This window comes from uncultured Aquimonas sp., assembly GCF_937888285.1.
Classification (GTDB): domain Bacteria; phylum Pseudomonadota; class Gammaproteobacteria; order Xanthomonadales; family Xanthomonadaceae; genus Aquimonas.
Genome location: NZ_CALART010000024.1, coordinates 36,367 through 49,329 on the forward strand (window position 1 = coordinate 36,367; position 12,963 = coordinate 49,329).

General features: G+C 69.0%; 10 protein-coding genes. 4 read left to right on the forward strand and 6 right to left on the reverse strand.

Annotated elements, in window-relative coordinates:
- The first annotated feature begins 18 nt into the window (after nucleotides 1-18).
- On the forward strand, nucleotides 19-1,428 hold the full coding sequence (gene glnA, locus Q0654_RS07040) for a type I glutamate--ammonia ligase (protein ID WP_298852063.1): 1,410 nt from the start codon (nucleotides 19-21) through the stop codon (nucleotides 1,426-1,428).
- A 152-nt stretch (nucleotides 1,429-1,580) separates the two neighbouring features.
- Here glnA and Q0654_RS07045 read toward each other — a convergent pair whose 3' ends face one another.
- The 6 genes from Q0654_RS07045 to rph form a co-directional block, all read right to left on the reverse strand.
- A complete protein-coding gene (locus tag Q0654_RS07045) occupies nucleotides 1,581-2,345 on the reverse strand; it encodes a hypothetical protein (protein ID WP_298852065.1) in 765 nt (254 codons plus the stop codon).
- A gap of 164 nt (nucleotides 2,346-2,509) precedes the next feature.
- Nucleotides 2,510-3,181: a hypothetical protein gene (locus Q0654_RS07050; protein ID WP_298852068.1), complete on the reverse strand. Its 672-nt coding sequence runs from the start codon at nucleotides 3,179-3,181 to the stop codon at nucleotides 2,510-2,512.
- 288 nt (nucleotides 3,182-3,469) lie between these two features.
- Nucleotides 3,470-4,894 carry an FAD-dependent oxidoreductase gene (locus Q0654_RS07055; RefSeq protein WP_298852070.1) on the reverse strand — a complete coding sequence of 475 codons (1,425 nt, stop codon included), beginning with the start codon at nucleotides 4,892-4,894 and terminating at the stop codon, nucleotides 3,470-3,472.
- Nucleotides 4,894-9,360, reverse strand: a complete 4,467-nt coding sequence (gene gltB, locus Q0654_RS07060; protein ID WP_298852071.1) for a glutamate synthase large subunit — start codon at nucleotides 9,358-9,360, stop codon at nucleotides 4,894-4,896. Before gltB ends, Q0654_RS07055 begins: the two co-directional genes overlap by 1 nt.
- Nucleotides 9,361-9,534: 174 nt before the next feature.
- Entirely contained in the window at nucleotides 9,535-10,131 is a 597-nt protein-coding gene (gene rdgB / locus Q0654_RS07065) for an RdgB/HAM1 family non-canonical purine NTP pyrophosphatase (protein WP_298852073.1), read from the reverse strand.
- A gap of 4 nt (nucleotides 10,132-10,135) precedes the next feature.
- Nucleotides 10,136-10,867: a ribonuclease PH gene (gene rph, locus Q0654_RS07070; protein WP_298852075.1), complete on the reverse strand. Its 732-nt coding sequence runs from the start codon at nucleotides 10,865-10,867 to the stop codon at nucleotides 10,136-10,138.
- A gap of 169 nt (nucleotides 10,868-11,036) precedes the next feature.
- Here rph and Q0654_RS07075 point away from each other — a divergent pair, with 169 nt between their 5' ends.
- The 3 genes from Q0654_RS07075 (at nucleotide 11,037) to rpoZ (ending at nucleotide 12,860) form a co-directional block, all read left to right on the forward strand.
- Nucleotides 11,037-11,885, forward strand: coding sequence for a YicC/YloC family endoribonuclease (locus Q0654_RS07075; RefSeq protein ID WP_298852152.1), 849 nt, complete (start codon nucleotides 11,037-11,039; stop codon nucleotides 11,883-11,885).
- Nucleotides 11,882-12,493 carry a guanylate kinase gene (gene gmk / locus Q0654_RS07080; protein WP_298852080.1) on the forward strand — a complete coding sequence of 204 codons (612 nt, stop codon included), beginning with the start codon at nucleotides 11,882-11,884 and terminating at the stop codon, nucleotides 12,491-12,493. The genes Q0654_RS07075 and gmk overlap by 4 nt, the downstream gene beginning before the upstream one ends.
- A gap of 67 nt (nucleotides 12,494-12,560) precedes the next feature.
- Complete coding sequence (gene rpoZ, locus Q0654_RS07085; RefSeq protein WP_091245114.1) at nucleotides 12,561-12,860, forward strand: DNA-directed RNA polymerase subunit omega; 300 nt, start codon at nucleotides 12,561-12,563, stop codon at nucleotides 12,858-12,860.
- Nucleotides 12,861-12,963: the final 103 nt, after the last annotated feature.

Below are 12,963 nucleotides of genomic sequence, written 5' to 3' on the forward strand. Positions count from 1 at the left end.
CCACCCGCGGAGCGTTTCATGTCGTTCGAACAGGTTCAGAAGCTGGCCCAGGACAATGAGATCGAGTGGATCGATCTGCGATTCACCGACGTCCGCGGCGTACAGCACCACGTCACCTTCCCGGCCCGCGTGCTCGAGCCCGGCCTGTTCGAGGACGGCAAGATGTTCGACGGCAGCTCGATCCCGGGCTGGCGCGGCATCAACGAGTCCGACATGGTGCTGCTGCCGGATCCGAGCACGGCCTTCATCGATCCGTTCACCGCTGATCCGACCCTGGTCCTGATCTGCGACATCCTCGACCCCAAGACCATGCAGGGCTACACCCGCGACCCGCGCGGCGTGGCCAAGCGGGCCGAGGCCTACCTGAAGTCGACCGGCATCGCCGACACCGCCTTCTTCGGCCCCGAGCCCGAGTTCTTCATCTTCGACTCCGTTCGCTACAAGAACGAGATGAGCGGCGCGTCCTTCGAGGTCGACTCCGAGGAAGCGCCGTGGAACACCAACCGCAAGTACGACGGCGGCAACAGCGGCCACCGTCCGACCGTCAAGGGCGGCTACTTCCCGGTGGCGCCGGTCGACTCGCTGCACGACATCCGCGGCGAGATGTGCCGCCTGCTGGAGCAGGTCGGCATTGAGGTCGAAGTGCACCACCATGAAGTCGCCGGCCCCGGCCAGTGCGAGATCGGCGCGAAGTTCAACACCCTGGTGAAGAAGGCCGACGAGCTGACGATGCTGAAGTACATCGTCAAGAACGTCGCCCATCGCAACGGCAAGACCGCCACCTTCATGCCCAAGCCGATCGTCGGCGACAACGGCAGCGGCATGCACGTCCACCAGTCGCTGGCCAAGGGTGGCAGCAACCTGTTCAGCGGCGAGGGCTATGCCGGCTTGTCGCAGCTGGCGCTGTGGTACATCGGCGGCGTGTTCAAGCACGCGCGCGCCATCAACGCCTTCTCGAACTCCACCACCAACAGCTACAAGCGCCTGGTGCCCGGCTTCGAAGCGCCGGTGATGCTGGCCTACTCCGCCAGCAACCGTTCGGCCAGCTGCCGCATCCCCTTCGTCAGCAACCCGAAGGCGCGCCGCATCGAGATGCGCTTCCCCGATCCGATGAACTCGGGCTACCTGACCTTCACCGCGCTGATGATGGCCGGCATCGACGGCATCCTGAACAAGATCGACCCGGGCGCGCCCAGCGACAAGGACCTCTACGACCTGCCGCCTGAAGAAGAGAAGAACTTCCCGACCGTCTGCCACAGCCTCGACCAGGCGCTCGACGCCCTCGACAAGGATCGCGAGTTCCTGAAGGCCGGCGGCGTGATGAGCGACGACTTCATCGACGGCTACATCGCGCTGAAGATGCAGGAGGTCACCAAGTTCCGCGCCGCCACGCACCCGCTGGAGTACCAGCTGTACTACAGCCTGTAAGCCGCACCAGTGGATGCCTGCCTCTCCCCAGGGGCACACAGCGGGGCCTGCGCGAGCAGGCCCCGCCTGTTTCGCAGTCGGGTGTGAGCGCGGTAGATGTGCTGTAGCCGCGCGAGGCATCCGGCCAGCGCGTCACGCGAGGGGTTTCGAAGTCAGTGCCCTGCCCGGAGGTGGCTGCACTCGGTCCAGCCCGCCTGCACACCGAACACTCCTGTCGTGGTCGGAGATCGCGCGGCACGCGGCAGGCTCAAGAAGCACCAATCCTCATCGCTGCCGGGTGCACGCAGCCGTGCGGTAGCCCAGCCGCTCACACCGCTCTCGAAGCGATCCAGCTGATTGCCGAACACGGGCGCCTCGGCCCAGAGCGTCAGGACCTCGTTGGGAGTGTCGTCGCGCACCGGTGAACTTCGCAGCAGGCCTTCGCTACGGGTGGTCACCGGCTCGGGCGCGGCGCCTGAAGCCGGCGCCTGCGTCTGGGCGTCGACCCCCACCTGCGCCAGGGGCTCGGGATCTGACAATGCCTGGATCCTGTAGACATCCACGCGGTCGGCACAGCAGGCAGCAAGCCTCAACAGGAATGCGCCGGCGGGATCATGCTCAAGCTGGACATACAGCGCATCTCCGAAGGCCCAGGAGGCGACATGCCAAGCATCAGGTTCGCGCGTCCAGAGCACGCTGACGGAAGCCTCGGAACAGTGGGAGGTTCCGGTGTAGAGGATTCGATGCTTGGCTTCCGTGGAGTTTCCCAGCCAGCGGAAACTGCCGCGAACATCCCCATCGCTCCCCAGCGCTCGCGCCACGAAGCTGCAGCTGTGCTCCGATCCCACGTCGTTCTCCTGCAGGGCGTGGCGTACAGCGCTCGCCATGTACGCGACACGCAGGTCAGCCGAAAGCGCGCGGAGTTCCGCGTCGGTCACCGCGGGGAACTCCGCTACCGGCGTCCACTGCAGCTCTGGTGCAAACAGCCGGCGCGGATCGAGTTCCGGCTTGGAGGGAGGGTGCTGCGCGCAGCCCAGGCCGGAACAGGCAAGGAAGCTCAGCGCCGACCACAGACACGCCCGAAACGAGCGGGCAAGTGCGCTCATGCAAGCCCCGTTGTTGTGGTCGCGGCCGTGCTCACGCGATAGCGATAGCGCGCGATGACCGGGTTGCCCCAGTACTGGATCGCCATCAAGGTGAAGGGGCGGTTGAAGTACTCGCCGGTGGCCGAATAGCCCGAGCGTCGGGCGGTCCACATCTGGCCGGGGCTGGCGAGAATGGCGAGATGCCCATTGAACTGCAGCACGTCGCCTGCTTGCCCAGCCTCGCCTTCACTCAGGCGCCGGAACGGGATGTGACCGCTGTTGACGGCTTGGGACCACTGCCCCGAGGCGCGATAGGTATAGGGGAAGCCGGCAGCGCCGTAAACCTTCCAGGTGCTGCCGGAGCAGTCGCCGCCCACCCCGCGCTCGGCGCCGGCGCCGTTGTACTGCCGGTACGGCCCGGGTGGCTGCAGATGCGGCTGATCCGCATAGGGCGTGTCCTTCCAAAGAGCGGCCTCGGCGACGATGCGCTCGCCTTCGGCTGCAGTAACATCGCGGGCTTGCGAAGCGGTGGCCGGCGCCGTGCTCGCAAGCAGCACGTCCGACGAAGGCACGCCGCCGTGGGCAACCCCGGGCGGCTGAGCTGGGCGCCACGGTGTGGGCGTACCAGTGTCGAACCGGTGCGCCACCGGATACAGACCCAGCGGGCCGGGAATTCGATAGCGGGACATGGGCGTTGTCGCTCAGGCTGTCATGTGGGGCGACAGTATAGGCAAGCGCGAACCGGGCGCGCCGGTGCTGCCTTCCCGAGAGATGTTGTCAGACCCCCTCGGGCCTGTCGGAGCCCGTAGGCGCGTCCGCTGCGCCAGCCCATCGAATTCGGCTCCGGCGTGCGAATCGGGAGTGCGGTCGGAACGCGGAGGGCTGCCCGGAGCCCACAGGGTAGGCCCTGGCCCACCATGGCCTCCAAAACGCCCCACGCCCCACGCCACGAACAAGTGCCGGCGCGCGTCCTACGCTCAGGCACTCGCCAACGCCGCCACCCCCAGGCTGCGCGCGATCGACTTCGCCGCCTCGCGGCCTTCGTACACCGCCGTAACGACCAGGTCCGCGCCGCGCACCATGTCGCCGCCGGCGAAGATCTTGGCATTCGCGGTCTGGAAGGGCAGGGCGCCGGCCTCGGCCACGCGCACGCGCCCGTTGTTCTGCAGCGTAACGCCGTGCTTGCCCAGCCACTCCGGCGGGCTGGGCGTGAAGCCGAAGGCCACCATCACCTGGTCGGCGGCGATCTCGCGCTCGCTGCCGGGGATCTCCTCGAACTGGCGGCGGCCCTTGGCATCGGGCGGGCCCAGCCGGGTCTCGACCACCTGCACCGCGCGCACTCGATTCTCGTCATCGCCAAGAATCGCCTTGGGCTGCAGGCGGAACAGGAAGTTGACGCCTTCTTCCTTGGCCTTGACGACCTCGCGGCGGCTGCCGGGCATGTCGTCCTCGTCGCGGCGGTAGACGCAGGACACCGAGGCTGCGCCCTGGCGGATCGCGGTGCGGTTGCAGTCCATGGCGGTATCGCCGCCGCCCAGCACGATCACGTGCTTGCCCCACAGGCGCGGCGGCTCGGGGTCGATGCCCAGCGCATGGCGGCCGTTGCTGATCAGGTAGGGAAGGGCGGGCACCACGCCGTCGAGGTCCAGACCCGGCAGGCCACCGTCGACCGCTGTGTAGGTGCCAAGGCCCAAGAAGACCGCGTCGAACTCATCCACCAGCTGATCGAAGCTGACATCGCGGCCGACGTCCACGCCCAGGCGGAACTCGATGCCCATGCCCTCCAGCACCTGTCGGCGCGTGCGCACGACCTCCTTGTCCAGCTTGAAAGGCGGAATGCCGAAGCTCAGCAGGCCGCCGATCTCCGGGTGCCGATCGAACACAACGGCAGAGATGCCCTGCCGCGCCAGCACGTCGGCGCAGGCGAGGCCCGCAGGCCCCGCGCCGATCACGGCGACGCGCTTGCCGGAAGGGACCACGCCGGAGAGATCCGGCCGCCAGCCCTGCGCGAGAGCGGTGTCGGTGATGTACTTCTCGATGCTGCCGATGGTGACCGCGCCGAAGTCCTCATTGAGCGTGCAGGCGCCTTCGCACAAACGGTCCTGCGGGCAGACGCGGCCGCAGATCTCGGGCAGCGGATTGGTCGAATGCGAGAGCTCGGCGGCCTCGAACAGGCGACCTTCGCGGATCAGCTCCAGCCAGTTCGGAATGTAGTTGTGGACCGGACACTTCCACTCGCAATAGGGGTTGCCGCAGTCCAGGCAGCGCGCCGCCTGGTCGGCGGCGTCGGCGGCTTCGTACTGGCCGTAGATCTCGCGGCCGTCGAGGATGCGCAGCTTGACCGGCACCTCGGCCGGCATGCGGCGGCCGGAGCTCAGGAAATGCATGGGATCGCGCTTCATCAGGCAGCCCTCCGCAGCGCGTTGATGAGCGAATCGAGGCCCGCGGCCTTGGGCTTGACCAGCCAGAAGCGCGGCAGGAAGCCGCGGAAGTCGTCGAGCACCTCTGCCGCCAGGGTGCTGCCGGTGAGCACGCGGTGGCGCTCGATCAGGCCTCGCAGGTGCTGCAGATGTGCCTCCAGGCCTTCCAGGGTGATGCGGTTCAAGTCGATCAGCTCGTGGTTGTAGCGGTCGACGAAGCTGCGGTCGATATCGAGCACGTAGGCGAAGCCGCCGGTCATGCCGGCGCCGAAGTTCAGCCCCGTGCTGCCCAGCACTGCGACCACGCCGCCGGTCATGTACTCGCAGCAGTGGTCGCCCGCACCTTCCACCACGGCGGTGGCGCCGGAGTTGCGCACCGCGAAGCGCTGGCCCGCCGTTCCAGCCGCGAACAGATCGCCGCCGGTGGCGCCGTACAGGCAGGTGTTGCCGAGGATGGCCGACTTGCGCGCCAGATAGCGCGCGTCATCGGGCGGCCGCACCGTGATCAGGCCGCCCGCCATGCCCTTGCCGACGTAGTCGTTGGCCTCGCCGGTCAGGTGCAGCTCCAGGCCACCGGCGTTGAAGGCGCCGAAGCTCTGGCCGACGCTGCCGGACAGGTCCAGCCGCACCGGGTTGGCCGCCATCGCGGTATTGCCGTGGCGGCGCGCGATCAGGCCCGACAGCGCGGTGCCGACCGAGCGGTGCACATTGCGCACCGGGTAGCTGAAGCGACCGCCCGTGCCCGCTTCGATCGCCGGGCCGACCTCGGCCAGCAGGCGCTGGTGGAAGTCATCGGGATCCTTCGTGGGGCGCCCCGGTGCGCAGGACGCTGCCGGCGGGTTCGGTGGCGGCGCCAGGATCGGCCGCAGGTCGATGCGCTGGCGACGCGCGTCGGTGTTCGGTCGCGGACGCAGCAGGTCGCTGCGGCCGGTCAGCTCGGCCAGCGTGCGGATGCCGAGCCGCGCCATGTAGCCACGCAGCTCCTCGACCACGCCGATGAAGTAGGCCATCACCTGTTCGGGCATGCCCTTGAAGTGCTTGGCGCGCAGCACGTGGTGCTGGGTGGCCACGCCGGTGGCGCAGTTGTTGAGATGGCAGATGCGCAGGTACTTGCAGCCCAGCGCGATCATCGGCGCGGTGCCGAAGCCGAAGCTGTCGGCGCCCAGCAGCGCTGCCTTCAGCACGTCCAGGCCGGTCTTCAGACCGCCGTCGGTCTGCAGGATGATGCGGTCGCGCAGGCCGTTCGCACGCAGCGCGTGATGCGCTTCGGTGAGGCCCAATTCCCAGGGGCCGCCGGCGTACTTGATCGAGGTCAGCGGGCTGGCGCCGGTGCCGCCGTCGTAGCCGCTGACGGTGATCAGATCGGCGCCGGCCTTGGCCACGCCGGCGGCAATCGTGCCGACGCCGGCGTGGCTGACCAGCTTCACCGAGACCAGGGCGGTCGGGTTGATCTGCTTCAGGTCGTAGATCAGCTGGGCCAGGTCTTCGATCGAGTAGATGTCGTGGTGCGGCGGCGGGCTGATCAGGCCGATGCCGGGCTTTGCGTAGCGCAGCCGCGCGATCAGCTCGTTGACCTTGTGGCCGGGCAGCTGGCCACCCTCGCCGGGCTTGGCCCCCTGCGCCACCTTGATCTGCAGCACGTCGGCATTGACCAGGTACTCCGGGGTGACGCCGAAGCGGCCGGAGGCGACCTGCTTGATGCGCGAGGTTTTCTCGGTGCCGTAGCGCGCCGGGTCCTCGCCGCCCTCGCCGGAGTTGCTGCGCCCGCCGAGCCGGTTCATCGCGATCGCCAGCGCTTCATGCGCCTCGGGCGAGAGCGCGCCCAAGCTCATGCCGGCCGAATCGAAGGCCTTGAACATCGCGGACGCCGGTTCGACCTCGTCCAGCGCAATCGGCGTGGCGCCCTCGAAATCGGGCTCCAGCAGGTCGCGCAGCATGGACGGCTCGCGTTCGTTCACCAGCTTCGCGTACTTCAGCCAGTCCTCGTGTTCGCCGGTCAGCGTGGCGACCTGCAGGGCGCCGACCACGTCCGGGTTGAAGGCGTGGTACTCGCCGCCGTGCATGTACTTGAACAGGCCGCCGGCCTCCAGCCCGAAGCCGGTGTTCCAGGCGCGCTCGGCGAGCTGCTGCTGGTCGGCCTCGATGTCGGCGAAACCCGGGCCGCCGACGCGACTGGGCGTGCCGGCGAAGCAGCGCGCGACCACGTCGTTGGACAGGCCGACGATCTCGAACAGGGCCGCGCCGCGGTAGCTCGCCACCGTGCTGATGCCCATCTTCGACAGGATCTTGAGCAGGCCGTTGCGAATGCCGCGGCGGTAGCTGCGGCCGAGCTCGCGGTGCTGTGCCAGCCGCGAGTCCGAGTCGCCGCTGCGGGCGAGATCGAAGATGGTCTGGAAGGCGAGGTAGGGATACACCGCCGTCGCGCCGTAGCCGATCAGGCAGGCGAAGTGGTGCGGGTCGCGGGCGGTCGCGGTTTCGACCAGCAGGTTGCAGTCCGAGCGCAGGCCGCAGGCGACCAGGTGCTGGTGCACCGCGCCCACCGCCAGCAGGGCGTGGATGGGCAGATGACCTTCGCGGATTGCGCGGTCCGACAGCACCACCAGCAGCTTGCCTTCGCGCACGGCGTCTTCAGCCAGCCTGCAGCAGCGCGCCAGCGCCGCATCGAGGCCCTCGGCTTGGGCGTAGTTGAGATCGATCACCACCGAGCCCACGCCTTCCTCGCGCAGGGCCAGGATCTGCAGGAACTTGCGCTGCGACAGCACCGGCGAATTGATCATCACCTGGCGCGCGTAGGCGGGGTTCAGTTCGAACAGGTTGCTCTCGCGCGCGATCTGGGTGTGCAGGCTCATCACCAGCTTCTCGCGATAGCTGTCGATGGGCGGGTTGGTGACCTGGGCGAAGGCCTGGCGGAAGGCGTCGTAGAGCGAGCGCACGCGGGTCGACAGCAGCGGCAGGGGCGTGTCGTCGCCCATCGAGCCGATGGCCTCGCCTTCGGTTTCGGCCAGCACCTTGAGCACGGTGTCGCGCTCTTCGGCCGAGAGGTTGAACATCTTCTGGTGGCGCAGCAGCTCCTCTCGCGGCATCGGCTCGGCGGCGAGGCTGGGGTCGATCAGGTCGGTTTCGAGATAGCGCACGCCCTGCTTCAGCCAGCGCTTGAAGGGCGCGCGCTCGCGGTTGATCTGGTCGATGCGCGCGGTGTCGAGGAACTCGCCGCGGTGCAGGTCCACCGCCAGCATTTCGCCGGGGCCGAGACGACCCTTGGCGACGATGTCGCGGGCCGGCCAGTCGACCACGCCGGCCTCGGAGGCCACCACCAGCATGCGGTCCTTGGACAGCGCCCAGCGCGCCGGGCGCAGGCCGTTGCGGTCGAGCGCGCAGGCGGCGTAGCGGCTGTCGGCGACGACGATGCCGGCCGGCCCGTCCCAGGGCTCCATGTGCAGGGCGAAGTATTCGTAGAAGGCGCGCAGGTCCGGGTCCATGCCGTCGACGTTCTGCCAGGCCGGCGGGATCAGGATGCGCATGGCCTGCAGCAGGTCCATGCCACCGGTCAGCAGCACCTCCAGCATGTTGTCGAGGCTGGCCGAGTCCGAGCTGTCCTGGCTGACCAGCGGCTTGAACTCGCGGAAGTCGACGAAGGGCGAGCGCATTCGCGCGCCGCGGGCGCGCGCCCAGAAACGGTTGCCGCGGATGGTGTTGATCTCGCCGTTGTGGGCGAGGAAGCGGAAGGGCTGGGCCAGGGCCCAGCGCGGCATGGTGTTGGTCGAGAAGCGCTGGTGGAAGACCACCGCCGAACTCGCCAGCCGCGGATGCGAGAGATCCGGATAGAACTCGCGCAGGCGCTCGGGCATCACCATGCCCTTGTAGCCCAGGCTGTGCTCGGCCAGCGTCACCACGTGGAAGTCGCTGACCTCCACCAGCGCCATCTCGGCCCGACGACGTGCCATGTACAGGCCACGCTGGAAACCGGCGGCATCCTCGCCGCGATCGGCATTCACGAACACCTGCTCGATCCGCGGCAGGCGTTCCCGCGCCAGCGGGCCCGCGGCCTGTGGATTGATCGGCACCTGTCGCCAGCCGGCGATGCGCGAGCCGACCTTCTCCAGCTGCGCCTGCAGCTCGCTGCGGCAACGCGCGGCCAGCGTCTCGTCGATCGGCAGGAATACCAGGCCGGCGGTGGCCAGCGGCGCCAGCGAGAAGCCGTGGTCCTCGGCCAGCGCGCGGATGAAGGCTTCCGGGCGGCGGATCAGCAGGCCGCAGCCGTCGCCGGATTCACCGTCGGCGGCGACGGCACCGCGATGGGTCATGCGCGAAAGCGCGCTCAGGCCGAGATCGACGATCTCGCGGCTGGGCGCATCGTCAAGATGCGCGATCAGGCCGAAGCCGCAACCGTCGTGTTCCAGCCGTGGGTCAAACAGACCCTGCGGCGCCTGATGCTCGATTCCGCTCATACGCTTGCTGCCCCCGGGGGATGGTGCTGGCGCGGTCCACGGCGCCCACCGTGGGCGGCCGGACCCCCACACAATCACACCCTTGTGCGACGCGTCAAACTACCAAGGGGCATATTCCGGGCGGCCATGTGCGGGCGTTTCCGCACGACGGCAGCTGCGGTGCGTGGAGCCGCCTCAGTCGCGGTGCTGCAGGGCCTTCAGCAACTCCGCCACGGCCCTGCCGCGGTGGCTGATGCGGTGCTTCTGCGCGGGCTCCAGTTCGGCCGCCGAAAGGCCGGAGTCCGGGTCGAGGAAGACCGGGTCATAGCCGAAGCCGCCGCTGCCGCGCGGGGCGTGCAGGATACGGCCCTGCCAGCGGCCCTGTGCGATCAGCGGGGCGGGGTCGAGCGGGTGGCGGATGAGTGCGATCACGCTGATGAAGAAGGCGCCGCGTTCGCTGTCGTCGCGGCTGGCGAGTTCGCCCAGCAGTTTCCTGATGTTGGCCGCATGGTCGCCATGCGCGCCGGCGTAGCGCGCCGAATACAGCCCAGGCGCGCTGCCGAGTGCATCGACGCAGAGGCCCGAGTCGTCGGCCAGCGCCGGCAGGCCGGAAGCTTCGCTCGCATGTCGCGCCTTCAGCAGGGCGTTCTCGACGAAGCTGAGTCCGGTCTCGTCAGGGTCGGGGATGCCAAGCTCGCCCTGGGCGATCAGCTCGAAGCCGTGCGGTGCGAGAATCTCGCGGAACTCGCGCAGCTTGCCGGCGTTGCCGCTGGCCAGGACGAGCTTCTGCATGGCCTCAGGCCGCGTCGAGTGCGGCGCGCTGGAAGCCGATCAGGCCCTGCACGCCGGAGGCGGCGAGATCGAGCAGGCCGTCGAGTTCCGAGCGACGGAAGGCGTGGCCCTCGGCCGTGCCCTGGACCTCGATGAAGCCGCCGCCGTCGTTCATCACCACGTTCATGTCGGTGTCGCAGTCGCTGTCCTCGGCGTAGTCGAGATCCAGCACCGGCGCGCCGCGATAGACGCCCACCGAGACCGCGGCGATGGCGCCGTGGATCGGGCTGCGCGTGATGTCGCCGCGCTTCTCCAGCTTCCGGCAGGCCAGCGCCAGGGCCACGTAGGCCCCGGTGATCGCGGCGCAGCGGGTGCCGCCGTCAGCCTGCAGCACGTCGCAGTCCAGCGTGATGGTGCGTTCGCCCAGTGCCGCGCGATCGACGCAGGCGCGCAGGCTGCGGCCGATCAGGCGCTGGATCTCATGGGTGCGCCCGCCGATCCGCCCGGCGCTGGCCTCGCGCTGGGTGCGCTCCTTGGTGGCGCGCGGCAGCATCGAGTACTCGGCGGTGACCCAGCCCTCGCCTTTGCCGCGCAGGAAGCCCGGCACGCGGTTCTCGACCGTGGCGTTGCAGAGCACGCGGGTGTCGCCGACGCTGATCAGCACCGAGCCCTCGGCGTGCCGGGTGAAGCCGGTTTCGATGCGGATCTCGCGGAGGGCGTCGAAACGGCGGCCGGAGGGCCGGACAACATCAGTCATGGGGGCTGCTTCTTAACGGCGGCCGCGCAGTTTACCATCGCCCTCCCCGCGCCCCGGCTGCCGCCGTGGCCTCGATCCCGCTGCGAGCCGCGCGCGCCACCGGCGCATCGCCTGTTCCAATCCCGAGAGTTGCCGCATGAGCGCACGCACCGCCGCATCGATCCGCAGCATGACGGCCTACGCCTCGGGCGAGCGCGCCACCGCGTTCGGCACGCTGGCCTGCGAGGTCCGCGCGGTCAATCACCGTTTCCTGGAGCCCGGTTTCCGCCTCTCCGAAGAGCTGCGCGGGCTGGAGCCGGCGCTGCGCGAGAAGCTGGCCCAGCGCATCGCCCGCGGCAAGGTCGATGTCGGCTTCCGCCTGCGCGCAGCCGCCAGCAGCGAGGGTCTCAAGCTCAATCCGCAGGTGCTGGACCAGCTGAGCGCACTGGCGCTGGAGATGTCGGGCCGCTTTCCCGGCTTCAAGGTCGAGTTCACCGAGCTGCTGCGCCAGCCCGGCCTGATCGAGCAGGCCGAAGTGGATGCCGAGGGCTTGCAGGCCGAATGCCTGGCGCTGATGGATGCGGTGCTCGATGACTTCGTCGCCGCCCGCGAGCGCGAGGGCGCAGCACTCGCCGCCGCCATGCGCGAGCGCCTCGACGGCATCGAGCGCATCGTCGCCGAGGTCAAGATGGCGCTGCCCGAAATTCGCACCGCGCTCCGCGCGCGTCTGGACGCGCGCATCGCCGACCTGAAGCAGCCGCTGGATCCGGGCCGGCTGGAGCAGGAGCTGGTGCTGCAGCTGCAGAAGATTGATGTCGACGAGGAACTCGACCGGCTGGGCGCGCACATCGCCGAGATGCGCCGCACGCTGGCCAGCCGCGAGGCGGTGGGGCGCCGGCTCGACTTCCTGCTGCAGGAGTTCAACCGCGAGGCCAATACGCTGGGCTCGAAGTCGATCGACGCGCGCTCCAGCGCGGCTTCGGTCGAGCTGAAGGTGCTGATCGAACAGTTGCGCGAACAGGTGCAGAACATCGAATGAGCGGCTCGCTCTACATCGTCGCGGCGCCGTCGGGCGCCGGCAAGTCCAGCCTGGTCAACGCCCTGCTCGCACGCGAGCCGGATATCCAGCTGTCGATCTCCTACACCTCGCGTGGCCCGCGCCCCGGCGAGACCGAAGGCGCGCACTACCACTTCGTCAGTCGCGAGGCTTTCGAAGGCATGGTCGCGCGCGGCGAGTTCTTCGAGCACGCGGTCGTGCACGGCGACTTGAAGGGCACCGCCCGCCACACCGTCGAGGAGCCGCTGAAGCAGGGCCGCGACGTGCTGCTGGAGATCGATTACCAGGGCGCGCGCCAGGTGCGCGCCCTGGTGCCCGACTGCGTCAGCGTGTTCATCCTGCCGCCCTCGCGCGAGGAACTCGAACGCCGCCTGCGCGGCCGCGCCCAGGACAGCGAGGAGACGATTCTCAAGCGGCTGGAGAACTCGCGCGAGGAGATCGCCCACCTCGACGACTTCGACTACCTGATCGTCAACGACAGCTTCGAGCGTGCGCTGGAAGACCTCTGCGCCATCGTCCGATCCCACCGCCTGCGCCGCACCGAGCAGGCGCGCCGGCAGGCAGGCTTGATCCGGGCGCTGCTGGCCTGAACTTGCCTGCTGGCGTCCAGCGGGGCTATCCTTCCGCTCTTGTTTGAATTCCCGGAGCCGGTCCGCCATGGCCCGTATCACCGTTGAAGATTGCCTCGCCGTCGTGAACAACCGCTTCGAGCTGGTGGTGATGGCCTCGCGCCGCGCCCGTCAGCTGGCCAACGGTGCCGACAACCAGCTGGGCCTGCAGGACCCGGAAGACAAGCCGACCGTGCTGGCCCTGCGCGAAATCGCCGCCCGCCGCATCGACATCGCCACCATCGAGGCGGTGGAGAAGGCCGAGCGCGAGCGCGCCGAGCGTGAAGCCCTGGCCTGGGCCGCGGCCGAAGTCGATGACGACCTGTCCAAGGGCGGCGACGACCTCTAAGCCGGTCCGGCACCGAGGCACTGCAACGGCCCCCGCGTGGGGCCGTTGGCGTTTTCGGAATCCGTCGTCCTCGGTCGGTCCTGGGTGTCCGGGTGCGCTCGCC

What these genes read in the sequence shown, in the direction of transcription:
- rpoZ (WP_091245114.1), top strand. Translation starts at nt 12,561, where the DNA reads ATGGCCCGTATCACCGTTGAAGATTGCCTCGCCGTCGTGAACAACCGC.
- Q0654_RS07055 (WP_298852070.1), bottom strand. Translation starts at nt 4,894, where the DNA reads ATGAAGCGCGATCCCATGCATTTCCTGAGCTCCGGCCGCCGCATGCCG.
- Q0654_RS07050 (WP_298852068.1), bottom strand. Translation starts at nt 3,181, where the DNA reads ATGTCCCGCTATCGAATTCCCGGCCCGCTGGGTCTGTATCCGGTGGCG.
- Q0654_RS07075 (WP_298852152.1), top strand. Translation starts at nt 11,037, where the DNA reads ATGACGGCCTACGCCTCGGGCGAGCGCGCCACCGCGTTCGGCACGCTG.
- gmk (WP_298852080.1), top strand. Translation starts at nt 11,882, where the DNA reads ATGAGCGGCTCGCTCTACATCGTCGCGGCGCCGTCGGGCGCCGGCAAG.
- rph (WP_298852075.1), bottom strand. Translation starts at nt 10,867, where the DNA reads ATGACTGATGTTGTCCGGCCCTCCGGCCGCCGTTTCGACGCCCTCCGC.
- gltB (WP_298852071.1), bottom strand. Translation starts at nt 9,360, where the DNA reads ATGAGCGGAATCGAGCATCAGGCGCCGCAGGGTCTGTTTGACCCACGG.
- rdgB (WP_298852073.1), bottom strand. Translation starts at nt 10,131, where the DNA reads ATGCAGAAGCTCGTCCTGGCCAGCGGCAACGCCGGCAAGCTGCGCGAG.
- glnA (WP_298852063.1), top strand. Translation starts at nt 19, where the DNA reads ATGTCGTTCGAACAGGTTCAGAAGCTGGCCCAGGACAATGAGATCGAG.